We start from the raw sequence: 25,429 nt of genomic DNA, 5'->3' as shown, positions 1-25,429 counted from the left end.
GTCTGTTCGCCGCTATCATTATACATTCAAAGTCAGATGATTGATCGCGAGAACGCTGGATATATGAAGGATAGGCTTATTTAGTATTGTATCAAAAAAATATACATCAAATTAGTTGCAGGCGCAACCAATTCGTTTTATACTCAACTTATCGATATGGTTGCACACGCAACTATTTATAAATGAGGTGGTTTACCGATGGAGGAAGCGGCAAAACGACGTACGTATCAGGACGATCCAGACATTCAGCGTAGACGCTGGATCATTCTCATTGTCATGAATTTGTTTACCTTTATGTCCACACTGGACGGCAGCATCGTGAATATTGCGCTACCGACAATCTCGGAGTCGCTCAAGCTACCTGTAGCACAGACCGAATGGGTGACGACGAGCTATCTGATGGCGATTTGCGCAGCGATTTTATTTTTCGGAAAGCTCGGAGATAGCATCGGTAAAATTCGTATTTTCAGGCTAGGCATGATGATTTTTTTGCTCGGATCGTTATTATGTGGCTTTAGCACGAGCCTTACCTTCCTACTCGTCTCGCGTGTTATTCAGGCGATTGGTGCCTCGATGACGATGGCAAATAGTCAGGGAATCGTGACCGATATTTTCCCACCGAACGAGCGCGGGAAGGCACTCGGATTAGTCGGTACCTTTGTCTCCCTCGGTAGTATTGCGGGGCCAAGTCTGGGCGGTGTGATGCTGTCTACACTCGGCTGGCAATCGATCTTCTGGGTCAATGTACCGATCGGCTTGATTGCGATTGCGTTTGGCTGGAAGCTGCTTCCGGTTGATATGGTGAAAACAGGCGCACGGATCGATAAGGCTGGAACAGGGCTGTTTACAGGCTTTATTTTATTTCTGTTCGCAGGGTTATTGCTGGGACAGCAGCTTGGCTATGGCGATGGGCGTATTATCGGCTCGCTTGTCGTGGCAGCGCTATTGCTCGGTGTATTTTTATGGGTAGAGGCGCGAAAGCAAGAGCCTTTATTACAGCTGGGTCTGTTCCGTAATCCGCTCTTTTCGCTCGGTATTCTGTGCGGGTTTCTCGTATTTGTATCAAATTTTTGTTTTAATATTATTGCTCCCTTTTATACACAAAGCATTTTACAGCTATCACCGTTTCAGGCTGGATTTTTGCTGATGCTGTTTCCGATTATGATGGTGATTATCGCCCCATTGAGCGGCGCGCTATCGGATCGTATCGGCTCAGAGATTTTGACATTTGCAGGTTTAATCGTGATGGTGGTTGCTCAATTCGGACTGGCGCGCTTGCATCAAGGCAGCCCGATTCCGATCGTCGGTATATGGGTAGCGATGCTCGGGATCGGTACGGGGATGTTTCAATCGCCGAACACTTCGCTCATTATGTCGCGTATTGCGAAAACACAGCTCGGCATCGCAGGCAGTGTGAACTCGCTTATTCGTAATGTTGGGATGGTCGTTGGGATTACCGTAGCAACGAGTACGCTATTCGGCGTAATGAGCAGTCAGGCTGGCTACCGTGTGACTGGATTGATTCCGGATCGACCAGACATTTTCCTGACGGGAATGCACGTTGTTTTTGTTGTTTCGGCAAGCATTTGTCTGGTGGCGGCACTGTTGACGGGATGGCGGATGATTCGTTCACGGCGTGCTGAGGCTGATAGCAATCAAGCGAAGGGACAGATGGCGGAAAGCAGAGTTGCAAGGAAATAAGTGGTTTTTTTATTGTAGAGCCGTGTTGTTTCTTGTGTATGTATTGGAAGGTACCATGACGATTATGCGTCATATGATTAATTACACATGCTGCTAGGGTTTTATTTTTATGACAAAAAGCCGTGTTGATTCCACATAGGATCACACGGCTCTTTGAATGCTGTCAGCTATATATAGATTGCTTCATAGCTCTATTGAGGATAGAGACTACGGTATTGGATAAGGTGTGTCGTTATTTACTCGTAATACGGATGACAGAAATGGTCTTATTTTTGCTATTGTAGATCGCCAATTGATGGTTGCCAAGCCAGGAAGTTTGAGGCTCACTTCCTGTATAATGCAGCTCAACAAGCCATTTCATTGTAGAAGCATCGGCAATACGAATCGTATGACCTGTAAAGTAAATCTCATGATTTCTTAAATCGCCCCAACCCTCTTCGTTAGCTATCAATGCAGTTGCTTCTTTACCTTGATTATTAAGAAATACTATCTTTTTGTGTGTCCCCATTATGTCGATGATCTGATTATCATGGGCAAAATACGGCCAGGGCTCATCCATTGTGGTATGCTGCCATTGCTTCTGACCTTTAGCATTATACTTGGTCAAGCCATAGCCATAACTCTCGTTTTGCTTGATTTGACTTTCAATAGCTATTGATAGATCAGGCAGTAAGTAAGCATCCCATATATAACCTGGATCATCAATAGATTTTTTAAATATATAGCTACCTTTAAGATCCTGCACACTTAACGTATAATGTGCACTATTTCCATCAGTCACCAGCATTCGATTTGATTGCGCATCCCATACCGTACCCGTAATTGTGCGGTTTTTAATCAATTTTCCTTTAGTATCAAAATAATGAAGTATGGATTGATTATTATACGTATACGTCACTAGCAATTGATTTTGATCGATCAGCCAGTATCTCCACCAGTTAGTCCCACGTCCGAATATATTATCCTGTTGGATAGTCCGTGTAATTTTGCCACTCTTTTCATTAATGGTATACAAATAAAAGGTCGTATCATCCTGAGCCATCAAAAAGATTTCTCCATTGGACTGAACATTATAAGCCGTTCTTGCCAGTTCTTTGTTACTAACTGTTGTCTCCCACACTTTTGTTCCGTCACTTGATCGAATAGACGCAATCTTGATGGTTCCATCTTTTGGTTTACCATCACTAAATACCTTCGTATCGGTTTGATACACGACGATCATATCGTCTCCAGAACGATCAGGAAATATAGAGTGAACATAGCCATATTCTGTTGCATCCTTTACAAATTGCACCTTATAGCTCGCCTGATTCCATTTCCCCTTCGCATCTGCTACCTTCACTGACGTGATCGATTGCTGTAACGCCTGTTGTGGCGATGTTGCATTTGTAGGCGCTGTATTCGCTCCTTCGCCATACGTCCATTTCGTATCCGCCGTTATAACCACACTTAGAATCAATACTCCACATAAAAGCTTGCCTATCCATTTCACTATAACCTTGCTCCCTTACTTGATTATGTATAGCTTCCTCTATCATCTATCATCGTTTATCTGAGCTTAATGATACAGACATTTTATGTAAATAAGACCACATCATTTATTATAAATGACGTGGTCTACAATTATGCATATAAAGTCTACTTTAAACAAATGCGGACTGGCTATTATCGATACAGCTATTATGCTTCGCTCCGTGTTGTCGGTTGTATCATAACTTTACCCACTTCATCAGCGGATACTCATTTCCATCAATACCCGATCTTAATACTATCTCCTTCTACCCCTACGCCTTTAGAGCGCTCGAGTGGTAGCTTGTGCTCTGCCGAATAGCCCAGCGTTTCGCCGTCTTGTAGCACTACATTGCTGCCTACTACATAGGTGGTGATGTTGAGCATTAGCTCAAACACATCGCCCAGCTCTTCCTTAGAATTGATGATCTCCATCTCATCCTTGCCAAAATTTTTCAAGCCGACGGTATACGCGCAGCTACCTGTTCTATCTTCATTCGTATACAGACCGAGGAATACCCAGAGCTGTACAGGAAGCTCCTGATCTTTCAGCATCTGTGCTCCTTCGAGATAGGATTCTGCCGACATAACCATCGGTGGTGCGTAATACGCGATCGCCTGATCCAGCTTCAACACACTGGCAGTAAGTTGCGTAAATAGAGCATGACCGATAAGCGGATCTGTGATTCCCATAACGGTTACAATCACATTCGCTTGATGCGTGGATACTACCTGCTCACCCTCAGGCCACAGTACATTATATTTGCACGTTTCCTCGACCTCACGATCTGGAATTGGGCCTGGCATATAAGCAATCGCAATCTGCATATCGGCTAACTGGAACACCATATTATCATCTGGCTCCAGCCCTTCGATCTGAATACCCCAATCTTCACGCATATTCGTGATCACTTGCTCAGCATTAAACTCCGCACGATCAAGCAATACGAAGCCAAGCAGCATACTTGCAGGCTCTGGCAGATCGCTTTGCTCTACAGCTAAGGCCGGTTCAGGTGCATTGGCCGCAGAATATCCATAGGCGCTTGGCTGGTTAGTCGTTGCTGATGCATCTGCAAGCTTATGCCCATTCTCCTGCTCGGTGTTCTGTGATGATGTTGGTTCGGTAGACTGCTTTTTACGACGGAATTTATCAAAAAAACCCATAATTTACAGCTCCTTTAGTATGTAGTGGTCACGTCATTTCTTCATTACAACCGCTTCTGTGTATGCCCCTCCTTCGATACGATACGCTAGACTGGCATCCTATTCGCTCTGTTTTAGTGTAACAGGTATTCCATGAATTTCCTATCCCTGACCCTGATATGCAAAAGAGTCTGTCTGCCCGCATGCCACATCAGGCATATGAGCAGACAGACTCTCGATTATCATTGTAGCAAAACTATTTTAGATTCGGTTCGCCTTACTTTATAACATGATTGCATTATTCAACTACACAGGTAGCAGCATCAGAATAATCGACGACAGGCTCAGGCATAGACTGATCAGGCACAGCACAAGTAATACCTGCTGCTGATTCAGCCCACTCGACAGCAGACGATAATGAATCTGCGTCGCATCGGCCTCATAGATCGGCTGCCCTCTCAGCATGCGACGAATGACTACGAAAATATTATCAAAAATCGGCACGCCCAACGCCAGAATCGGTACAAACAATGACAGCAAGGTCGCCTGCTTGAACGCACCATCCAGCGCAATAATCGCCAGAATGAAGCCGAGGAAGGTCGCACCCGAATCCCCCATATACACCCTTGCTGGCGGCTTATTATAACGCAAATATCCAATGCCTACACCGACCAGACTGATCGCCATAATAGCCGAATCGGATTGGCCCTGCGCCATGGCTACGATGAACAGCGTCACTGCGGAGATCGTTGCCAGGCTTCCTGCCAGACCATCCATTCCATCTGTAAAATTAATAACCGTGGTCACTCCAAAAATCCATAGCAGTGTCAGCACAAGCTGCAACCAGTCCGGTAGCAAAATATACTGATCATTAAATGGATTGGAAAAGCCGGAGAAACGAATGCCTGCCATATACACGATCAGTGCTGCGGCGAGCTGTACAAGCATTTTCGGCAATGCGGGGAATTCGCGACGACTGACCTTGTACCAGTCATCTAACAACCCAATTCCCAGTACAAGTAATGCACCAATCAATACAGCTGCCATTTTCCATGTGCCTGCATTCATAAAGGATATGTATGAGATCGCAAAGCCTCCAAACAAGGCAATGCCCGCCATCAGCGGTACAGGTTCTTTATGAAGCTTACGCTCATTATCTGGACGCGGCTTATCTACAAAATCAATACGAATCGCCCACTTGCGTACCATTGGAATACTGATTAGCACAAATACAAACGATAGGATAAATGCAGCTACATATTGCATAGTTCCTCCTTATAGTTTGAACGACGTTTTGATTCGATTCATCGACTCCATGCATTGTGACTATATCTGTTGCGAAAACGATAGGTGTAACCCGTTTATTGCATAAATAGATCGTATACACTGGCTGTTCATCGGTCGCTTCGTTACCTCTTGAAAACACATCTAACTTAGATATACAGCGAAATTGCTAGACAAGCAATACGCGAAAACTGATATTTTTATCATTATTGATCGTTACATGTTATCAGAGTTTCGTGGAGGACTACTGTTTTGAGCGCAAACAAATAGCCTGACCGCATATACGATCAGGCTATTTTCTGATGTTATCCTTCTATTCATACGTTATCGCCAATCATGCTATGTGATAACCGTATACGTATTGCATGGTAGATCAATCACCAGACTCGGCGTTCAAAGGCGAATTCATTGCTTCTACCTGAACAACCATAATGACATGGCGATTATGCTTCTTCAAAAATGCGCTCTACCTGTGGCATAATATCATCCCAGCTTGCATCGGGCAGCTTGCTCACGGTTACGAAGTCGCGCATACCGAAAATATTGTCTACACCATCGATTTGCACGAGCGCTTGAGCGATAGCGTGCTCGGTGGTGTCGCCTGCTTTAACGGATGTACTGCCTGTACCTTCAAAGATCGTACGATCTGCATTGATTTTTACTGCGTTTGGATTGGGAGTGGATTGCACTTGAATGTGAATAGCCATAATAGTCTCCTTTTCGCCTGGAATATAGTTAGTGGTGTTCATCGTATTGCGATTATTTCCGCTTTTGACGCTTTGGTGCAGCGGCTTTACCACCTGCACGTGGAGCCGATTTTGGTCGGTCACGCTTCGGGTTTACCGTTAGATCGAGCGATTCCCAGCGACCGCGCAGCCAGTTATCGAACTCGTCGCCCTTTTCGCCTTCATACGCATCATAGATGTCTGCACGCATGCGACTAAATTTACCCTTGAAATCCTCATACGTGTGATCCGCAGGTAGACTCTTTTTGATACGGATCAGTGTTTTGGTCATATGGTTGAACAGCTCCGTACTCGGACGCTCTGGCATCTCAACCTCTACGCCCAGCTCACGCAGCTGTGTATATGCTTCCTCGCGTACAGCTGTAACCGGGTCCTGCTGAAGCATATGCTGAAGCAGATCAATTACAGGGGGTTGCGAATATTGTCCCAATTCACGTGCTGCTTGCAGACGGCGTTTCCAGTCTGCCTGGCGATGTGCATCCTTTTTCAGCTGGCTATAGTTTTCAGGCAATGCATAGCCACCTGTAACAGGTACAGCGACTTCATCCACGCTGTCATGCTCCGGGGAGGTGTGCAGTTGTTGCTCTTCGTTCTGGTCGTGCATTTCGTTACTCAATGTGTTCAGTTCCTCTCTGTCGCCCGTCAGGGCTCGTGTGTTTCTGCCCTAATACTAACACAATCGATTGCGAACGCCTAATCTTTTGCAGGATTTTCGTGTATACGATGATGAAATAAGTCTACGTGCTGATTTGACATACCATACCAGTATTGGATGCCCGGTCTGCACATCTTGCGGTGACCGCTGGAGTCACTCATTTAAACTATGTTACGATAGACAGGTATGACGTTTATGTAATAAATAGATAAATACATTTTTCTGTGCTCAATCCAGTAGCAGGAGGTACGACGTGAAGAAATCGTTAGTCCTATTTACATTAATCTTTTTTATTCCAGCTATCATTCTTAGCTTTTCCGTCTGGTCTGACTTTAGTAAAATGTATGACCCGGATGCCACAGGTAATGGGGTTTCGGATGTCAAACAGGTGCTATATTCAAATGACGGTACAAAGGTGCTGACCGTGATGGATGATTCGTCTGATGATGATATGCTCGTGCATATCTATAATGGCGAGGGTACAGCATATGACGGCGTAGCCCGATTGGACTCGGATATGTTTCGTCAAACGGTCATCGCTTACCAGCAAGGAAAGACGATTATAGCAGTTAAAGATTTGCAGGATCATATTCTTGCTTATCAGTTTAACCCGGATTCTACATACTCTAACATTATAAACAAGCCTATCGTAGAGAGTGGTTTTCTAACCAGCAGTGCTATAAGCTGGCGTGGACAGATTCTCCTCGCTTCTGCCGATGCTTCGAATTCGGATGGTAGCACGCCACCTGCAATTGCGATGATTCGTGGGGGTCAATATGTGTATGCCTCACTTGATCAGCTTGCCAGTCTACAGAACAAGCGTGTGACTGGATTAACTACCGTTTCAACTACATTCGATACGGCTGGTGCAATGGTACCGATGTATGAAGCAACACTCGCAGATACGACGACCGCTTATATTAGTGGCGTTTTGACTGATAAGGGTACTCCACTCGTTTATTACAAGCCAAACAGTGATAAGGCGAGCTTCGACTTAGAGGATGAGGCAGAGCAATATTTTCAAAAACAACTCGGTCGTAGCGGACGCTCTGCCGTTGTGATTAGTGGCGATTATCCAAAGCAACCCTATCTGCAATCAGCAAATGGTCAATCGCAAAAATTATTGAATCTACCCAAACCACTGTATCAAGCCAATGAATTTTTGTTAAATGAAGACGAGGTGCTGATCACAGGCTCTACTGCCAAAAATCCAGATGAAGGACGAACCGGTGCGTATGTGTACAATGAGGTTACCGGGCAATCCTCGGATGTATCCGCGCTTGTACGTAATTTGAGCCTTGAAGATATCACCAATGGGCAAATGCAATTTTATAAAGAAGCCAATAGCCCTGCGGTCTATTATTCGTATACAGGCAAGTCTGGCGGCTGGATGAATATTCAGACCGGGCAATCCAAGCAGCTTAGCAATGTAGACGCCAAAGCATGGCAGCTGAACGGGCATAGCGGAGCTACAGACAGCCACACACCAACACTACGCGGCTTCTGGGATTATGTTCGTCAGGGCGGACCGCTCGTGATCAACTGGATTATCTGGCTATTTGTTCCGTTTCTGACGCTGGCTTTACCTTTTGTTATTATCAAAATCGCCTCCAGTACACATAAACGCCGATTAAAACGCGGTATCGTATACGATGCGACCATTATGCGTATGAAGGAGACAGGTACACGTATTAATGAACAGCCGCTTGTACAGTTTACTGTTGAATTTCAACACGAGGGTCGACTGCGTACACTTGATGTGAACAAGGTCGTCTCCTATCTGAACGCACCATCCGTTGGTGACGTGGTAATGATTAGCTATGATCCGAAGCGTGATAAAGCGATCTTCGTTACGGAGAACGATCAGGTTCCCGGCATGAACGCAGGCAATCGTGAAGCGGAGCCACAGATTATTCGACAGGCTACCCTGCAACGAATCGAACGCCAGGGCATGATACGCCGCGCAGACGTGCTGATTCTGCATGTAGAGGCTGAGGGTCAAGTCCATCGTATTCCAGTTGTACAGGCGCCTGGCTTCACCTATGAGCCGTACACGCCAGTGCTGTTAGTCCGCATCGGCGATGTGGTACGCCTGTATCGATACGGCAGTAGCGTGAATAATCACGATGAGCAGGATCAGATTACACTGGATGCCAGTCTGGTTAGCTTCGAGCGCATGAATATACGCGCAGACAATCGTGAGCTGATGCTGATGAATGTATCGATCCATGCAGGCGATCGTAATGTATCACGAGTAAATAGCCTGTTCGTGCCGGATCAGACGGTATCCGTCATGCGCAATGGTATGCGAATACCGGTCAGTGTGAATCGACATGAATTTGCACGCGAATTGCGTTTGCTCAAAGGTAAACAGGGCAGTGTAAAGGTGCAGCGTGTGATCTATAACGGTACGACAGGCGAGCGTCCACTTGCCAGCATTATCGCTGAGCGTGATGGACAGCAGTACCGGATCGAGCAATCGATCGAGCCATTGTACGGTGTTCAGCCGGGCGATGAATTATGGGTATCTTATGATGAAGACACGCGTGAAGCGGTCATCGTACAGTATGCTTCGATGTAATATTTCATTTTGAATGAATGAGTATACATGCTTGATCAGTGTGCATGATATTTTCCATGCCATTTCTACATGCTGGAGTAAATGAAAGCCCTCGCGCGATGCGTATCATTTCTGCATCGAACGAGGGCTTTTTTTATTATCTTCTCGTTTTATCTTTTTATTATAAGATGGGCTTCTTGATCGTATACGGTTTCTTGATCGTACACAGTATACTGCAAGTCATGAATCCTGATGGTTACGAATCAAGTACCTTATCCATCACTCCGAATTCATCACTCCGACTCTGGCTGTTACTAGCTATCAAGCAAATGGAGATAGTTTGAACAATCCAAGCTCCGCTTCAATCTCACGAATCGCTTGAATCTGAGCTTCTGCCTCCTGTGCAGCCCGTTCGGCAGAATAGGCTTTCGAGCCGCCTAGCAATTCGATTTTACATAGATTTTTCAGCAGGATCAGTCGTCGTGCAGCTTCACCTGCACGATCCCCTTCGTCTATACTGCGCTGAATACTATCCGTATCTAACGTATCTCCATTTAGAAAACGCTTATGCACATCCTTCTTTACCTCCACGATATCCTTGTCACCTGTACGTACTGCCTGCTCAATCGCATGAATAGCGTGCTGCCTTGCCGCTTCCTTCTCTTCTTCTGGTGCCGTTAGAGCAAGCAGCACATTGGCATGCTCCAGCCATGTCCAGCGATTATAATTGCCGTCAAATGCAACCTGTGCCAGCGGCTTGGCAATCTGAAAGGCAGCATCATGCTCTCCCTTTGCATATAATAACCAGCCCAGCTCACTGAGCGTCTGGAGCTTGTCCTTGTCACTACGCATATCGCGTGCAGGCAAGTGCTTCATATAATCTGTTAATGCCTGCACCTCCATTACCTGCGCAACCGCCTGCTTTAACGTTAGCTTCTCATCCATTCTGCATTCTCCTTCCTCCAGCTTATGTACGACAAACCTATACGATATGCCATTATACTACAACTTACACTCCGATGAGCTGGAGTACACAGCTTAACAACATAAAGGGTAACACGGCGTATACGATCTATGCCTGTGCTACCCTGTATGACATGCTGAATGACTACTTATTTACATGTTCCGATCATACTTCTTATCATCCAATAGGTATAAAACAAGTACAGTGGAACGAATAAAACGTATCGTTATACTTGTTTTTGCTTATTAGCATGCTACAAATAACATCTTAAACTACATTAAACTAGACCGGGCTATGCGTATTGCTTCGTTCTAATCGAGTTATTCTGATGAAGCTACCCCATCACCTGTGATCAAGGTAAATTTCAAACCCGCTTTGGTAACCATTTACTATACTGACGCCGCACACGATGAAGCTGCTCGCTATGTCGTAACGCACGCTGCTCCTGCGATTTGCCAACAGCGACGATGAGCGATTCCAGCAGTATTAAGGGCGCTGCCATAGAATGAAATTCCCATACTTCGCCACGAGCGCTATATAGCGTAATATCCGCCTTTTGCCGCATATCACTTACAGCCAGATCGGTGATGAGTAGTGTACGACAGCCGCACTGTGCGGCATAATCGAACAGCGTAGCCAGCTCAGGGGACTCGGCAACAAAGCCAAACAGTACCAATGTATCGCCGTTACGCATATGAATGAGCGATTCCAGCAGTTCATGTCCGCCATGCTCGATCATACGTATCCGATTACCAAATCGGGTCAACCGGAATTCCAGTAAGGTAGCCAGTGAGCGTGCTGAGCCCGGTGCATACACATGAATCGTGCCAGCTTCTACGAGTGCTCGCACCGCTTTATCAAATTCATGCTGATCGAGCCGCTCTGCTGTCTGCTGTACATAGTGCAGGGTATCGAGCATTTGCGCTGCCGCACTCCCCTGCTCCTCCATCCGCTCAAAGGCAACCTGCAATTTAAGCGATGGTGACACCAGACCTTCCTTTTTCACCCGATGCTTGAATTCCTTCAGGTTCCGGCAATCGATCTCTGCCCAGAAACGGGATACGGTCGATACGCTCACTTCACATGCAGAAGCGATATCCTCCTCGACCATAAACGGAATGCCTTCGATATTTTTTAAAATATAATCCGCTACTCGTTGATGACTGCGAGATAGCTTCACATGATCAAACGTCAAGCCCATACGATGCCCCTCCTTGCTACAGCATGAAAAACGTTTATACCGGACATCTTCTCCTTTTACCTCTGCCTATTCCTTATTATACTGCTAACTTACTTCCATACCTCTATCCTACTTCGCTTACACCTGCTCATGCAGGGAAGCGACAACCTCGACTTTCTTTTTGAGCAGCTTCTTCACCGCATTCGCTGCACGAACCTGTAAATGTAGCGATGGGGCGATATGGCGTGTACATTTGCCAGCGCGAATCGCTTCACGAATCTCGGCAACCGTTTCATAGCTACCTGGAAGCTCATTCCATACGCAGCCCACCTGAAACATCTGGTGCGCATCGCTGCCTGCCACAACAGGCACATCATGCTGCTCGCCAAGCGTCAGCACCTTGGCGATATTTTCCTGAATACCGATCTCATGCAGATCCTTACCGTTCAGATCGAACGCATCGAAGCGGCGAAGCAGCTGAGGTGCTACATGATACAGATGATTAGATGAACGGAACGGATGACCACCAATGACCATTAGCCCGGCAGGCTGGCACAGATTGAACAATTCTTCCAGCGCAATAAAGCGATCTGGTGACGTATGTCCTTCCAGCGAGCGACGAACATCCAATAGCGCATCCTTCACGCCGCTAATGAGTATATGCCCTCCCTCAGCAACATCGACCTCCATCCCTGTAAAAATACGAAAGCCTTCGCGCTCATAATAATGTCCATTACATGGCAAATGACGATCCAGCGTACCATATACCTCGTCAAAGCGATGCGTATTAAAATGCTCGGTCAAAATGATCGCATCCAGACCATGCGTTAACGCTTCATCCAGAATCGTGTTAAAATGCTCCATCGAAAAGTCGGTCTTTTTAGATAATTTGGCATGAATATGAAAGTCGATTTTCATCGTGTAGGTACCTCCGCAAGTAAATGATTTTGATCGTATGATATAGGATTCGAAGCGTGATTGGTGACAGATAAGCTGGCTGGTCTTACTCCATCCAGTAGCTCGCCTGTATCGCCATGATACAGATTCAGATGCTCCTCTCGTAGCAAAAGATAGGCAGTATCCCCCCTGTCGTAGTCGGCATCGCCGAGTAAACGCACCGTAAGCAAGCGTCCACCAGCAAGCACGGTTACTGTCGTTTCAGAGCCTGCTGGAAATACCGTATCCACCTCACAGGCAATCGCACCAGGTACAAAATGACGCTGCAAACGGATATGCTCCGGCTTGATCGTCATCGTTACCGCCATCCCTTTGTCGGGTAAAGCGTTCAGTCGTCCTTCGAGCGCAAAAGAGCACACGGGTGAGGACAGATACAGGCTACCATCTCCAGCGAACAGGATGCGTCCGTCCACATGATTCATCTCCATCCCACCACTACCGAAAAAGTCGGCGATCCGCAGTGTCGCTGGACGACGGTACAGCGCCTGTGGACGATCTACCTGTACAATCTTGCCTTCAAAAAAGACAGCAATTCGTGAAGATAAGGTGAGCGCCTCCTGCTGGTCATGCGTCACATAAATAATCGTCGCTCCCAGCTCCCGATGCAGTCGTTTGAGCTCCGCACGCATCTCTACCCGTAAGCGCGCATCCAGATTAGACAGTGGCTCATCCAGTAGCAGTAGCTCTGGCTCGGTCACAATGGCGCGTGCAATCGCTACACGCTGCTGTTGACCACCGGATAGCTCGCCCGGATAACGTGTTTCTAGCTCACTGATTCGCACCTTATCGAGTGCCGCCATGACTTTCTGACGAATCTCGCTTTTACTTTGACGACGAATACGCAGCCCGAAGGCAACATTATCGAATACTGTCATATGTGGCCACAGCGCATAGCTTTGAAATACCAGATTCAAGCCGCGCTTGGAGGAATCTAGATGATACGCAGTCTCTCCATTGGCAACCTCTCTGCCGCTCAGTACGATCGTACCACCGTCTGCCTGCTGTAGCCCGGCAATCGTGCGTAATAATGTAGTTTTTCCACAGCCAGAAGGGCCGAGAAAGGTCATGAACTCACCCTTTTCCACTTGCAGATCAATGCCGCGCAGTACCTGCTTGCTGCCGATATTTACGGTAACGTTACGCAGTTCAATAGCGCTCATATTATTGTCCTCCAATTCCTGTAGTCAGGTCAGCCTTGCCATAGCGTGTTGCCAGCGCATAGACCAGAATTACGATACTGATCATAATCATCAGCACCACATTAGTAAGCTGCGTATATCCCTTTTCTACATAGGCAAAGGTGAGTGTAGTCAGCGTCTCTGTACGTGGAGTGACAAGCATAATAATCAGCTCCGTCTCCTTCATCGCTCCGATAAATACGATTAGAAAAGCAGATAGCAGACTTTTACGATTGAGCGGTAATACAATGCGTTTAAACCTTGTCCACCATGAGGCTCCGTTCATCTGAGCCGCTTCCTCCAGTTCACCACCTACCTGCATAACCGCAGCGCCGCCTGCCTTTACGGTAAAGGGCAATTCCTTTACGACCGTAATCAAAATGATCAGCCAGACCGTTCCGTACAGCGCTGGGATAATCCAGTGTGGACGTGCAAACATCGTAATATAGATCGCAGATAGTGAAATACCCGGCATCAGGTACGGTAAAAAGGATACTTGATCCACCGTACGCCCAATCCATGTCTGTCGGCCACGAGCGACGGCATAGCCGAGTAGCAAGCCCAGTAGCGCCGCAAGCACAGCCGAAAATGCGGCGATCAATAGTGAATTACGTAGCGCTAGCAGGAAGATCGGATTTTGTAGCACACCCTTTTCCCCCGAATTAATATCGCTAATCGAGCCGCCTATCCAGTAATGCAGGGTCAGGTTATCCCAGCTATACACTCCTTCCCGTAGCATAAAGGTCTGTACGAGCAAAATAAGCAGCGGCACAACAGACACCAGAATCATACTGCCAATCGTGAGAAGCGCTGTCGGCTTACGCCAGCGACCGAGTGATTGTAGGGTGCGCGGATTATCTTTACCTGTAATCGTAACGAAGCTGCGCTGTCGTCCAACGACCTGACTGTTCCAGTAAATCATCAGCATGGAAATCAGCATGAGCATCAGACTGAGCACATGTGCCTCGGTGGTTAATCGGGCTCGCATACTGGAATACAGCATCGTCGAAATCATATAAAAATCTACAGGCGTACCGAGAATCGCAGGCACCCCATAAGAGCTAATGGCACGCGTAAATGTCAGGATAAAGCCAGATAGGATCGCAGGCAGCATAAGTGGAAATACAATTTGACGGATAATCGTCCATCTGCCTGCTCCATTCATACTCGCTGCTTCCTCTAGCTGCGTATTCATCGAGCTCAGCGCGGCTCCCACGAGCAGAAAAAAGTACACACTATCATGAATCGATAGCGAGATGACGATGGGCACAAACCCATATGCCAGTGTATCCGGTGTTTGCATATGGGTGAGCGATTGCCAGATCCCCGGCGTACCGCCAATTTTGTCATTTTTGAAAAAGGTCAACCATGCCTGTGCAATCACCCAGGATGGCAATAAATAAGGAATGACCGCTAGAAAGGCAATTGCTTTTTTAAATGGAAGGTCGGTACGGGTTACGAGCCATGCCAGTCCACAGCCGAGCAGCATGGATAGTATCGAGACGACGAAAGCAACGGCACCTGCATGCAGGACGGGCTTATAAAAGAGAGACAGGCTCATATCGCTCGCCAGCACACGTTGCCAGTGATACAGTGTGAAATGCCCCGGGTTCGTTTCGGCAGTAATGCGCATATCCTGTGTTTTCCAGACAAAGGTGGTGAGCAAAATGTTGATCACGGGCCAGATAATCGTATACGCCAGAAATAGTAGCCCGACCAGCCCGATCACGTGAACCGGACTGCGTAGCCAGCCATACAGCCGATTCCATTGCTTGATGCGGCGGGGCTTGGTTTGGGAGAGGGTGATGATTGGCTTGTCGGACATGGGGGCCTCCTTTGTAAATGTAGTGGTGGGTGGCATTGATGTGCTGGGCAGCAAACACTCCGGGAAGGAATAAGGGGACGGACTCGGGTGGAGCCGCGGGAATCTTTTGGATTAGCAGTGAATGAAGATTCCCGCCCCTCCAAAGTCGTCCTTTCCCCTTATTTCCTTCCCTCCGTTCCGTGCTGATTGCAGCATGAATGCCTGGTGTTTGAGTAGTAAGTAAAATGCTTGTACGAACCTTAAGAAAAACTCAGGACGATTCATGGATTACATGAATATAGTCAAGCATTTTATTTAGGGATTGAGTACTGAACAGCTCTTATATGTTGGATGGATTAGAGATTGAACTCGTCAGCTCGATGCAATCAGTCGACTGTCTTTAACGTCTTTAATGTCTGTAATTGCATCCTGCCTTTGAGCATGACTTCGTTGGAGTTTGTTAGAATGACTACCTTCTTTATATAAAATCTGCTGATTTACGTTTGAGATTGTATATTTTCGTTTGACATCGATGGTTTGGATGTATTCATCTGCTACATCGACTTAACACTCATATCTTATAGATATTGGTTTTATCTTCGCTTTTACTCCTACTTCCCTTACGCTACTTCTGTTTGATCCAGAAATCGCGGACTTTGGGGGAGGTCATGTAGAGGGTGTCGGCGTCGAAGTTCCAGAGGTTGAGCTTTTCGAAGCCTAACGGGTTTTGGGTTGTGACGTTGGAGCGTGGGACCCAGGAGCCGACTTCGTTGAATGGTTCCATGCCTGCGCCTTTGCCGTCTTCTTCGCCCATCATCCAGCGGATGAATAGTTTGCCGGCGGCTTCGTGTGGAGCTTGCTTGGCGAGATACAGGTAGCCTGCGTCGGGTACGGATGTTTTGGGCTTGATGTCGTAGATTGGTTGGACATGCCAGCCTTTTTCTTCGACTTTGGATACGTCGCCAGAGACGGCGATGCCTACGGCGTCGCTGGATGTTTTGCCGATGGCGTCGAGCACATCGTCACTACCCTTGAGCACGGTTAGACCGTTAGCGAATAGCTGATGGATAAAGGCATAGCCTGCATTTTCTTCACCTTGCAGATCGATATCCTTACCGAACTTTTCTTTGTAGGCAGCTGCCATGTCGTCGCTATGGATGACCATCGTGGTGAACAAATCCATAAATGCCGGAGAGCTGAGTGGATCGGCGACGTAGACTTTATTTTTGAAGGCAGGTGTCGTCAGATCCCACCAGTTGGTGACAGGGATTTGCTTGTAATGATCGGTATTGTAAAAGATCGTACGGAACTCGACATAGTTGGCATAGCCTGGTGCCTGTGTGCGGTAAGGCTCGTCGACAGTTGGAGCGATATCGTCTGGCAAGTATTTGACGTATCTGCCTTGCTCGACCATTTCTTTGCCAACCGCGCCGCTCACTTCCTTGGTGATGATCACATCGGGATTGAATTGTCCGGCGTCCTGCTCATTGGTCACCTTGTCCATCATCTGATCGGATTTGACCTTGCTCACCTCGACCTTCACACCTGGATACTTTTTCATAAAGGTTTCGGCTGCATCATTGGCACGACCGGAGGTGGAATACACAACGACTTTGCCTTCTTGCTTAGCCTGTGCGTAAAGTGCATCGACCGAATCGTTTGTGCTCGTCTGCGCCGGGGCTGCCTGTCCATTCGCAACGGGAGAGTCGGTGCTGTTCCCACATGCGGATAATAACAATGCCGGAACGAGGAGTAGCGAGAGCAAGCCGCTCGCTCCAGCTTTACCAAATGAAGATTTCCTTTGAAGTGGAGATTTCCCTTTGAATGTTCTGTTCATAAATTCCTCCTGGAATAATGATAATTAACTTCGAAATGAACAACGCATGATTGCCTTTGCAGTTAACAGACAGCCATAGAAGTGGAAACTGGATGTGGATTGAGATTATGTAGGGTTTGTAAATACGTTGTCGCTACCTGCATGTCCAATACTACGGGTGAAGTGTCAAAATGATATTAAGCCATATGTTGATTTTGGTAAAAAATTATCATTGTCTGTAAATTTAATATTTTATTATCAAAAAAGTTCAGATCGTAATCAAAAAAAGCTTACTCTCCTCGTTATGAGGAAAGTAAGCTTTGGATGACTGGTGATTGTATTCATGCGTATCGTGCATTTGATCGATGATAGTTCATCTCATCCATGACAGTGAATATCTCAAGAACTATAGTATTGTTTGGTAAATGGCTCTGCCAGTCGGGAAGGATAAATCGTCGTGCCTGTCGTAAAAAACTCACAAAAATTCATAATAAGCGGATGCCAGCGCTCGGCGACAATGCGCTGCCGATCATTTAGCAACGCTTCCTCGATGTGAATGCGATTGATTTTCAGCTCAGCAGCGCATAGATGTCCGCCACTTTTTGCATCAAATACATACGACTGCTCCAGCAAAGCTTCCATTTGCACCGGGCATTCCTGTATGCAAGGCGGCTGCACCGTCTGGGATGCCACCGGTGTCAAACCAGCATGCTCGAACTTATCCGGTACGTACACATACCCCATGCTTTGCTTATATTCAGGCACAGGAGACAAGCCTGTCGTCAACGCCAATCGGTCGACGGCATGAACCAAATCGGCAGACGCTAGATTGATCGTACATTGCTGTTCCCTTTTGAGATTGGCAATCGTTTGTGAACGACTCGACATGCCAATCATACACGATTGATTCATCCACCAGATCGATGAAATCGGTGCGATATTCGGCGTACCGTCCGGGTTGATTGTACTGATGATTACGACAGGTGTACCAAAATATAAAATTTGCGGCTGAATCGTCTGATGCATGAAGATGCCCCTCTCTGTGCTCCGTATTATGAACATAGTATAGATCACGGAGGGATGCGCTTCTTTTGTTATCTTGCGGCTTCATTCTGTACCGAAGTCAGATGCTGCTGACGATAAGCAGTTGGCGTGAAGCCAGTCTTTTGTTTGAATAATGTGGCAAAATAGGACGGATTGTCGAGTCCTACCTGCATACCGATTTGCGATACGCTCTGTGTCGTCGTCAATAATAGCTTTTCCGCTTCGCGTATTCGCACAGTCTGCACATACTGTGCGGGTGTGTAGCCTTTCATATGGCGAAAGGAGCGTTGCAGATGAAATGGGCTTCCACTCGCCAGCCGGGACAGCTCCTCCAGCTTCAGATCGTCCCAGAAGTATTGGTCGATCAGCTGTACAATCTCTTCGACCCACTGCTCCTGCGGAGATTGCAGTTGATCGGGACAGCATCGCTTACACGCCTGAAAGCCCGCTTGCATGGCGTGTTGAACGGTAGTAAATAGACGGACATTTTTACGATTCGGTACCCGCGATTTGCAAGACGGACGGCAGAAGATGTTCGTCGTTTTGACACTATAAAAAAACTCTCCATCATGCCGTTCATCATTTTGAACGATCGCTTGCCAGTACGAATCAGTCAGTACAGGAGAAGCGTTTGTCGTTGCGGGTAGCATCACGTTCATATTTATCACACTCCTGCATGTATTGTGCGATGACTTTATTTCATATGTTCTGTTAGAAGCTTTATTCATATCCATTAGTCTAGACCAATATCCAGAAATGTACACAAATATTGCTTCAAAAAGTTACTGGCGAACTATTAACTCTCTACAAAATATAGTTTAATTCAGCACCCCTTTATATTTTTTCATAGCAAAAAGCCGGGTACCTATTACGGTATCCGGCTTTTGCCTGACAGCCTGAGCTGCCTCTATGCTTACACCATCACTTTACAAATATCATTCGTAAACTCAACCGGATCTTGCAGTGGCAGTCCCTCGATCAATAGCGCCTGGTTGTACAGCAGGTTCGTGTAAAGTCCCAGCTTCTCGCTATCGCTCTCATGTGCCTTTTTCAGCGATTGGAATACATCGTGGTTGATGTTAATTTCCAGCACTTTTTCCGCTTTTACATCCTGGCTGTTTGGCATCATTTGCAGAATTTTCTCCATTTCGATCGACAGCTCGCCTTCCGAAGTGAGGCAGACTGGATGCGATTTGAGGCGTTTGGATGCGCGTACGTCTTTGACTTTACCGCCCAGTACGTCCTTCATCGCTGTGAATAGCTCTTGGCTTTCGTTCTGTTCCGCTTCTGCCGCTTCGTCCTTCTCGTCTGGCTCAATGCCCAGATCGCCACTGGATACAGACTTGAATTCTTTTTCTTTGTACGCACTGATGATTTTGATCGCGAACTCATCGATATCATCGGTCAGATACATAATTTCATAGCCTTTATCGGCAACCATTTCGGTTTGTGGCAGCTTCTCGATGCGCTCGATCGAATCGCCAGCTGCATAGTAGATATACTTCTGCTCTTCTGGCATACGAGATACATACTCCGCCAGTGTAACGAGCTTTTTCTCCTTGGAGGAATAGAACATGATCAGATCCTGTAGATCGTCCTTGTGCATACCATAGTCATTGTATACACCGAACTTCAATTGACGACCGAACGATTGGTAGAACTTCTCATAGCTATCGCGCTCGTCCTTGATCATGCTTTGCAGCTGGGATTTGATTTTGTTTTTAATGTTTTTAGCAATTAGCTTGAGCTGACGGTCATGCTGTAGCAGCTCACGCGAGATGTTCAGAGACAGATCCTCGGAATCGACCATCCCTTTGACAAAGCTAAAGTAATCTGGCAGCAGATCACCGCATTTGTCCATGATCAGCACGCCGTTGGAATACAGCTCCAGCCCTTTTTCATATTCCTTGGTGTAGTAATCAAACGGTGTATTTTCAGGAATAAACAGGATTGCATTGTAGACAACTGCGCCGTCTGCACTAATATGCAGATGCTTGAGCGGCTTATCGAAGCCATAACGCTTCTCTTGATAGAAGTTGTTGTAGTCCTCGTCGGTCAGCTCGCTTTTATTTTTACGCCAGATTGGAATCATGCTGTTGATCGTCTGTTCTTCGGTATATTCTACATATTCCGGCTGTGCGTCTTCTGCTGCGTCCTCAGCCTTCTCGGCTGGACGGCTACTCGTCACATCCATCTTGATCGGATAGCGGATAAAGTCAGAATATTTCTTCACAATATTGCGCAGACGGTACTCATCCAGATACTCGTCGTACTGGTCATCCTCGGTGTTTTCCTTGATGCTGAGGATGATATCTGTACCGACAGTTTCTTTGTCGGTCGGCTCGATGGTGTAGCCATCTGCACCTTCGGAATGCCATTTGTACGCCTGGTCACTGCCCAGTGCACGCGTGATGACGGTTACTTCATCTGCAACCATAAAGGCAGCATAGAAGCCGACACCGAATTGACCGATGATATTGTGACCGTCCTGCGCCTGATTTTCCTTTTTAAAGGCAAGGGAGCCACTCTTCGCGATAATACCGAGATTGTTTTCCAGTTCTTCAGCCGTCATACCAATCCCTGTATCGGAAATGGTCAGGGTACGTGTTTCTTTGTTTGGCTTGATTTTGACGTAGTAATCTTCCTTGTGGAAGGTGAGGCTGTCGTCAGTTAATGTTTTGTAATAGATTTTGTCAATTGCGTCGCTGGCATTGGAGATCAGCTCACGCAGAAAGATTTCGCGATGGGTGTAAATGGAGTTAATCATCATTTCCAGCAGGCGCTTGGATTCAGCCTGAAATTGCTTTTTGGTCATGGTCGTATTATTCCCCTCTCCATTAAGTAAATGAATGTATGTGTGCCTTGCCTTCGTGCATATCGATCGGCTCCCTGTCCTACAGGCTGCTACCATCTGCACGTATATAGACTTCCTTCATATTAGCACTCTTCACTATCGAGTGCTAAACCTATCTTTTATATAACATATTCCCAATTTCCATGTCAATGTTCAAACCGAGTCATTCATCTGTACTTCAACCGTGATACAGCTGGATGATATGTATATTATTTACATGGAGAACGTGCTTTTCTCACTAACTGAACTATTATATACTATTCTTAATGGTCGAACTTACAATTATCCAGCCGCTAACCAGCATATCGCTGGCTCGGTATATCGAAGGAGTGAAAGGTCATGCCCCAATCCCATCGAATTCCGCTCCAACCACTTCAGGGCTTCGATTGGTCGAGTCTGACCGGCAATGTGGCAAGCGCTGCCGCGCATTTTAGCAGCGATTATATGTATGCTTTTGCCGATGCATGGACATTTCCCTGCTTCACAGAGCATGGAAGCAAGGCGATTCCATCGCTCGGTCAGGAATCCGTATTGTACAATACCTCCTATGACCAGATTTTGAAATGGACACGTCTGGATTACCGAATGGAACGGTATTTGCCTGCGGAAGAAGCGTTAGCGATGATTCGCATCGAGCTTGCTCAAGGGCATCCGGTACTGGTGAAGGGTGATACCTACCGTTGTTCATGGTTCCCTGCTGATTATGGTAGACTGCACAGACCTCATTTTTACCTGATTACAGGTTATGATGATCTGACGAATCATCTGTTCTGCACCGATGTAGCGTATATGACGTATCATCAGGCGCAGACGGTAAGTGATTTTAGTCTTGGCTTTGCTGGTGATCTGCTAACACTGCGTCCCAATCACGACCAGTACAGCCAGCCTGCACAGCTACCTACTCTGTACGAGGTGCTTACACGCCGTGCTACTGCCAATCTAGGGCTTGGCGATGAAGCGTATTCAGCATTTGATTCGATGCGAAATATGGCAGATGGCTGGATCGAGCTGGATCGTCTCGCTGCTGAGCAACCGCTACACAGTGCTGCTGATATGAGTCCGCTTAATCTGGAGCTCCTGTATATTGTGCAGGCTAGAATGCAGTTCTTACAGCTGCTTGAACAGAAGCGTGATGCAAAGGATTCTTTTATGGAGCAGATTACAGCTGCCTTTAACGAAACAGTTCGTAGCTGGACGCTGATTCGCAAGAGCTATGTACACAGCTTTGAACCGCGCGTACAGCGAGAGCCGCTACTAAGCCTTATTGCGGAACGCATTCGAGCTACAGCTGCGCTAGAGCAGTCGCTAGCAGAGAGCATTTTGCATAGCAATCGACTGAGAGAGATTATGAACGGCTATCAGCAGGCTGGTCGATCTGCCGGGCGTAAGCTATAGATAATGATGAATGAACGATATTCGCATCAATCGCTATAACACTTACCGATTCATACCATCGTGCGTATCTCCCTATTACGCGTACTCAGGCAGCGCCTGGTGATGAGATCGAATTGCCGACCTTAACGCTCCTGCTGGAATGATGCTCAGCCTGTGCACCCCCATGAATAATGCCTATAACAAGCCTGTATGCTATTCATTCATATATCTGAGGCGTATCTACAGGCAATCGATACACATGCAACATATGAGCACGAACACGCTGCGCCTCTCCATCATCGTACATATAACCCAGACGCTCTGCCATCAGGCGCGCACGCTCGTCGAATAGCTCCATCATGACAAACACAGACTGCCAGATCGCTTCGCTATCCGCTTGAGGATACGTAGCGAGCAGTCTTACCAACGTAGATTGCTCCAGATAGTGCGGCAAGTATTTGCCGCTTTTACCTGTATTGATCTGAAACTGATGCTCACTGCCAGCCTGCCAGCATAGCATCTGCTCCAGCATCGGGCGCACATAGCGATTGAGCTGATCGAGCGCATAGAGCAGCTCCTGCCGCCATAATCCTTTGGCAATATAGGTGGATACCCACCAGAACTCATTACAGCATCCAGCAAAATCCTCCGCAGTCGGACGCTTCACCCAGTACTCTCGATCATCTGGCACGGCAAGCTGTGGCAGTATGCCATCCTTATCCAGTAAAACCACTGTCAGACGATCCTCATCCACATACTCGCGCCAGCGGTCGATTCGCTGTAGCCGCAGATCAATCCGATTCCCATCCGCTAGCTGCATCAAATACATATATTTGACCATGTCTTCATGCAGAGGCAGCTCACTTTGATCCGGCATCTGCATCATGATCTGCTCGCCAAACCTCTCAACCCAGCGATGATCGCTAACAAATGGCTCTAACGTATCAACCAGATACACAATATCATAATCCTGAAAAATATCCTTCGGCGCAGCTGGATTCACTCTCGATCCGTTCATCGCTACAGCTCGAATATGAGGGTTGCGTTCAGCCGTTTCGATAATAAGCCCCATCATCTGCTGCTCACTTCGCATGATCTCGTCTCCTTTGGTATTGAACGTGGTTGGATCAAAGGCTAGCTCTCCTATCCCACTACGTACAATACTGTCTGCTTATTTCAATATAGATGTTCTCAGGATATCCAATCTGTTCTATTCACAGCACAGCCATACGGGTAAACGATTAACACCATGCTATACTCATCGTATTCCTATTTGCAAGGAGGCGATCACTGTGAAGGTACTACGCAAATTCATTCTGGCATTTTTACTGTCTAATGTTATCGGTAACTGGAGCTTTAAGCAGATTGCCTTTTTGCAATACAATCTCGCAGAAGGCTGGTTCAGCACGGGCAATATCCTTCGCTATCTTGTCAATCTTGCCTGTTATATCGCAGTGGCGGTATGGATTTATTTTATACTGGAACGCCTGGAAAAATGGAATGCACAGCGCAAGCAGCAATCTCGCTGAATAGCCGATTGCTCTGCGTGTTCTTCATATCACTCGTAAAGCGCCAGCATATGAGATACGCTCGCTACAATGCCTCACTTTCAGGTATACGCAAATTTATTTTAATTTTTAATGTAGATTGTGATTTTTGTCACATATTAAATTTTAGTTTTATTTTAAACTAAAGCCATGGAAGAGATGATCATCCCATAGCCAAAGAGATAGCAGCAGCTGATCCCCATAAGATCAAGCACCTACCCGATACACAGCCAACGGGAAGCTGACTGCAACCATACTGTTCATTATGAATAACCGCCTGCATGAGCAGGCACACAATACATTATTCAAGGAGTGTATCAATCATGAATACATGGCTCAGACAAAACAAAGTTGCAATGTGGTTATTAACTGTTCTCCGTTTCTACGTCGGCTTTCAATGGATCCATGGCGGCTGGGGTAAGCTGACAGGTGGCTTCGATGCTACAGGCTTCCTTACCAATGCCATCACGCTCAGCACAGGTGACAAGCCCGTCGTGAAAGCGGCATGGGCAGGCTTCCTACAGCATTTTGCTCTTCCTAATGTAGAGCTGTTCAATATCCTGGTTCCAGTCGGTGAATTCCTGGTCGGTCTGGGCTTGATCCTCGGTACCTTCACTACAGTCGCTGCATTGATGGGTATGGTGATGAACTTCGCCTTCCTGTTCTCGGGTACAATCAGCACCAACCCGTACCTGATCCTGCTCGAAATCTTCATCGTCGTTGCTGGTGCCAATGCTGGTCGCATCGGTCTGGATCGCTGGGTGCTGCCTTACTTGAAAGCACATGTGTTCAAACATCACCCCAAACATGACGGCGGCACACCTACCGCACCTGCACCGGATCATAGAGCTGCTTAAACCTACAATCAATTAGCCAATTCGTAATCGACATGATAGAACTCATAGCTTGTCCTGGTTTACTGGATCATTTGTAATAATTAAGCTACCTTCCGCCCATCCATTTCAACTACTCTTTGATTACTCCCTTACCACCTATCCACCTTCTGAGCGCTTCGGTTGAAGTGTTCAGAGGGTTGTTTTTTTATAATATTACATGATCGATACAGGCTTGAATGTATTGATCTGTGAAGCCTGTGCTGATCCAAAATATCTT

General features: G+C 46.7%; 20 protein-coding genes. 5 read left to right on the top strand and 15 right to left on the bottom strand.

Translation table 11 applies throughout. The annotated features are described in order from the left end of the window. Positions 1-198: 198 nt before the first annotated feature. Positions 199-1,701, top strand: coding sequence for an MFS transporter (locus tag IEX62_RS17515; RefSeq protein WP_188776849.1), 1,503 nt, complete (start codon positions 199-201; stop codon positions 1,699-1,701). Positions 1,702-1,933: 232 nt separating this feature from the next. Here the strand turns inward: IEX62_RS17515 and IEX62_RS17510 are convergent, their stop codons facing one another. The 5 genes from IEX62_RS17510 to IEX62_RS17490 form a co-directional block, all read right to left on the bottom strand. Beyond that, positions 1,934-3,193, bottom strand: coding sequence for a hypothetical protein (locus IEX62_RS17510; protein WP_229685897.1), 1,260 nt, complete (start codon positions 3,191-3,193; stop codon positions 1,934-1,936). Positions 3,194-3,450: 257 nt separating this feature from the next. Beyond that, positions 3,451-4,374, bottom strand: a complete 924-nt coding sequence (locus tag IEX62_RS17505; RefSeq protein ID WP_188776848.1) for a DUF4261 domain-containing protein — start codon at positions 4,372-4,374, stop codon at positions 3,451-3,453. A gap of 285 nt (positions 4,375-4,659) precedes the next feature. After that, a complete protein-coding gene (locus IEX62_RS17500) occupies positions 4,660-5,619 on the bottom strand; it encodes a glycosyltransferase family 4 protein (RefSeq protein WP_188776847.1) in 960 nt (319 codons plus the stop codon). A 461-nt stretch (positions 5,620-6,080) separates the two neighbouring features. After that, positions 6,081-6,344: a NifU N-terminal domain-containing protein gene (locus tag IEX62_RS17495; RefSeq protein WP_188776846.1), complete on the bottom strand. Its 264-nt coding sequence runs from the start codon at positions 6,342-6,344 to the stop codon at positions 6,081-6,083. A 52-nt stretch (positions 6,345-6,396) separates the two neighbouring features. After that, positions 6,397-6,999: a HEAT repeat domain-containing protein gene (locus IEX62_RS17490; RefSeq protein WP_308422657.1), complete on the bottom strand. Its 603-nt coding sequence runs from the start codon at positions 6,997-6,999 to the stop codon at positions 6,397-6,399. Between the two features lie 292 nt (positions 7,000-7,291). On the opposite strand from IEX62_RS17490, the gene IEX62_RS17485 reads away from it, so the two are divergent. Further along, positions 7,292-9,619: a hypothetical protein gene (locus tag IEX62_RS17485; RefSeq protein ID WP_188776845.1), complete on the top strand. Its 2,328-nt coding sequence runs from the start codon at positions 7,292-7,294 to the stop codon at positions 9,617-9,619. 300 nt (positions 9,620-9,919) lie between these two features. On the opposite strand, the gene IEX62_RS17480 is transcribed toward IEX62_RS17485, so the two are convergent. The 9 genes from IEX62_RS17480 to htpG all read right to left on the bottom strand — a co-directional run bounded on the left by IEX62_RS17480 (position 9,920) and on the right by htpG (position 21,356). After that, positions 9,920-10,543 (bottom strand): DUF6707 family protein, encoded by a 624-nt coding sequence (locus IEX62_RS17480; RefSeq protein WP_188776844.1) that lies wholly within the window; start codon positions 10,541-10,543, stop codon positions 9,920-9,922. A 383-nt stretch (positions 10,544-10,926) separates the two neighbouring features. Then, entirely contained in the window at positions 10,927-11,763 is an 837-nt protein-coding gene (locus IEX62_RS17475; RefSeq protein WP_188776843.1) for a MurR/RpiR family transcriptional regulator, read from the bottom strand. 117 nt (positions 11,764-11,880) lie between these two features. Then, positions 11,881-12,660 carry a PHP-associated domain-containing protein gene (locus tag IEX62_RS17470; protein ID WP_188776842.1) on the bottom strand — a complete coding sequence of 260 codons (780 nt, stop codon included), beginning with the start codon at positions 12,658-12,660 and terminating at the stop codon, positions 11,881-11,883. Next, positions 12,657-13,859, bottom strand: a complete 1,203-nt coding sequence (locus tag IEX62_RS17465) for an ABC transporter ATP-binding protein (RefSeq protein WP_188776841.1) — start codon at positions 13,857-13,859, stop codon at positions 12,657-12,659. Before IEX62_RS17465 ends, IEX62_RS17470 begins: the two co-directional genes overlap by 4 nt. Before the next feature lies 1 nt (position 13,860). Next, positions 13,861-15,702 (bottom strand): ABC transporter permease, encoded by a 1,842-nt coding sequence (locus tag IEX62_RS17460; RefSeq protein ID WP_188776840.1) that lies wholly within the window; start codon positions 15,700-15,702, stop codon positions 13,861-13,863. Positions 15,703-16,306: 604 nt separating this feature from the next. Continuing rightward, positions 16,307-17,518 carry an ABC transporter substrate-binding protein gene (locus IEX62_RS17455; protein WP_188776839.1) on the bottom strand — a complete coding sequence of 404 codons (1,212 nt, stop codon included), beginning with the start codon at positions 17,516-17,518 and terminating at the stop codon, positions 16,307-16,309. Positions 17,519-17,896: 378 nt separating this feature from the next. After that, positions 17,897-18,523, bottom strand: a complete 627-nt coding sequence (locus IEX62_RS17450) for a flavin reductase family protein (protein WP_188776838.1) — start codon at positions 18,521-18,523, stop codon at positions 17,897-17,899. A 68-nt stretch (positions 18,524-18,591) separates the two neighbouring features. Continuing rightward, positions 18,592-19,200 carry a bifunctional transcriptional activator/DNA repair enzyme AdaA gene (locus tag IEX62_RS17445; protein WP_308422656.1) on the bottom strand — a complete coding sequence of 203 codons (609 nt, stop codon included), beginning with the start codon at positions 19,198-19,200 and terminating at the stop codon, positions 18,592-18,594. 254 nt (positions 19,201-19,454) lie between these two features. Beyond that, on the bottom strand, positions 19,455-21,356 hold the full coding sequence (gene htpG, locus IEX62_RS17440; RefSeq protein ID WP_188776837.1) for a molecular chaperone HtpG: 1,902 nt from the start codon (positions 21,354-21,356) through the stop codon (positions 19,455-19,457). Positions 21,357-21,734: 378 nt separating this feature from the next. Between htpG and IEX62_RS17435 the strand changes: the two genes are divergently transcribed. Beyond that, positions 21,735-22,790: a BtrH N-terminal domain-containing protein gene (locus IEX62_RS17435; RefSeq protein ID WP_188776836.1), complete on the top strand. Its 1,056-nt coding sequence runs from the start codon at positions 21,735-21,737 to the stop codon at positions 22,788-22,790. A gap of 196 nt (positions 22,791-22,986) precedes the next feature. Here IEX62_RS17435 and IEX62_RS17430 read toward each other — a convergent pair whose 3' ends face one another. Beyond that, on the bottom strand, positions 22,987-23,862 hold the full coding sequence (locus IEX62_RS17430) for an aminoglycoside 6-adenylyltransferase (protein WP_188776835.1): 876 nt from the start codon (positions 23,860-23,862) through the stop codon (positions 22,987-22,989). Positions 23,863-24,061: 199 nt separating this feature from the next. Here IEX62_RS17430 and IEX62_RS17425 point away from each other — a divergent pair, with 199 nt between their 5' ends. Both IEX62_RS17425 and IEX62_RS17420 read left to right on the top strand, forming a co-directional pair. Continuing rightward, complete coding sequence (locus IEX62_RS17425) at positions 24,062-24,298, top strand: hypothetical protein (RefSeq protein WP_188776834.1); 237 nt, start codon at positions 24,062-24,064, stop codon at positions 24,296-24,298. 338 nt (positions 24,299-24,636) lie between these two features. After that, positions 24,637-25,173 carry a DoxX family protein gene (locus IEX62_RS17420; RefSeq protein WP_188777169.1) on the top strand — a complete coding sequence of 179 codons (537 nt, stop codon included), beginning with the start codon at positions 24,637-24,639 and terminating at the stop codon, positions 25,171-25,173. Positions 25,174-25,429: the final 256 nt, after the last annotated feature.

Source organism: Paenibacillus hunanensis (assembly GCF_014645615.1).
GTDB lineage: Bacteria > Bacillota > Bacilli > Paenibacillales > Paenibacillaceae > Saccharibacillus > Saccharibacillus hunanensis.
The sequence above is the reverse complement of the archived record's forward strand: the minus strand, read 5'-3'. Positions and strand labels throughout refer to the sequence as shown.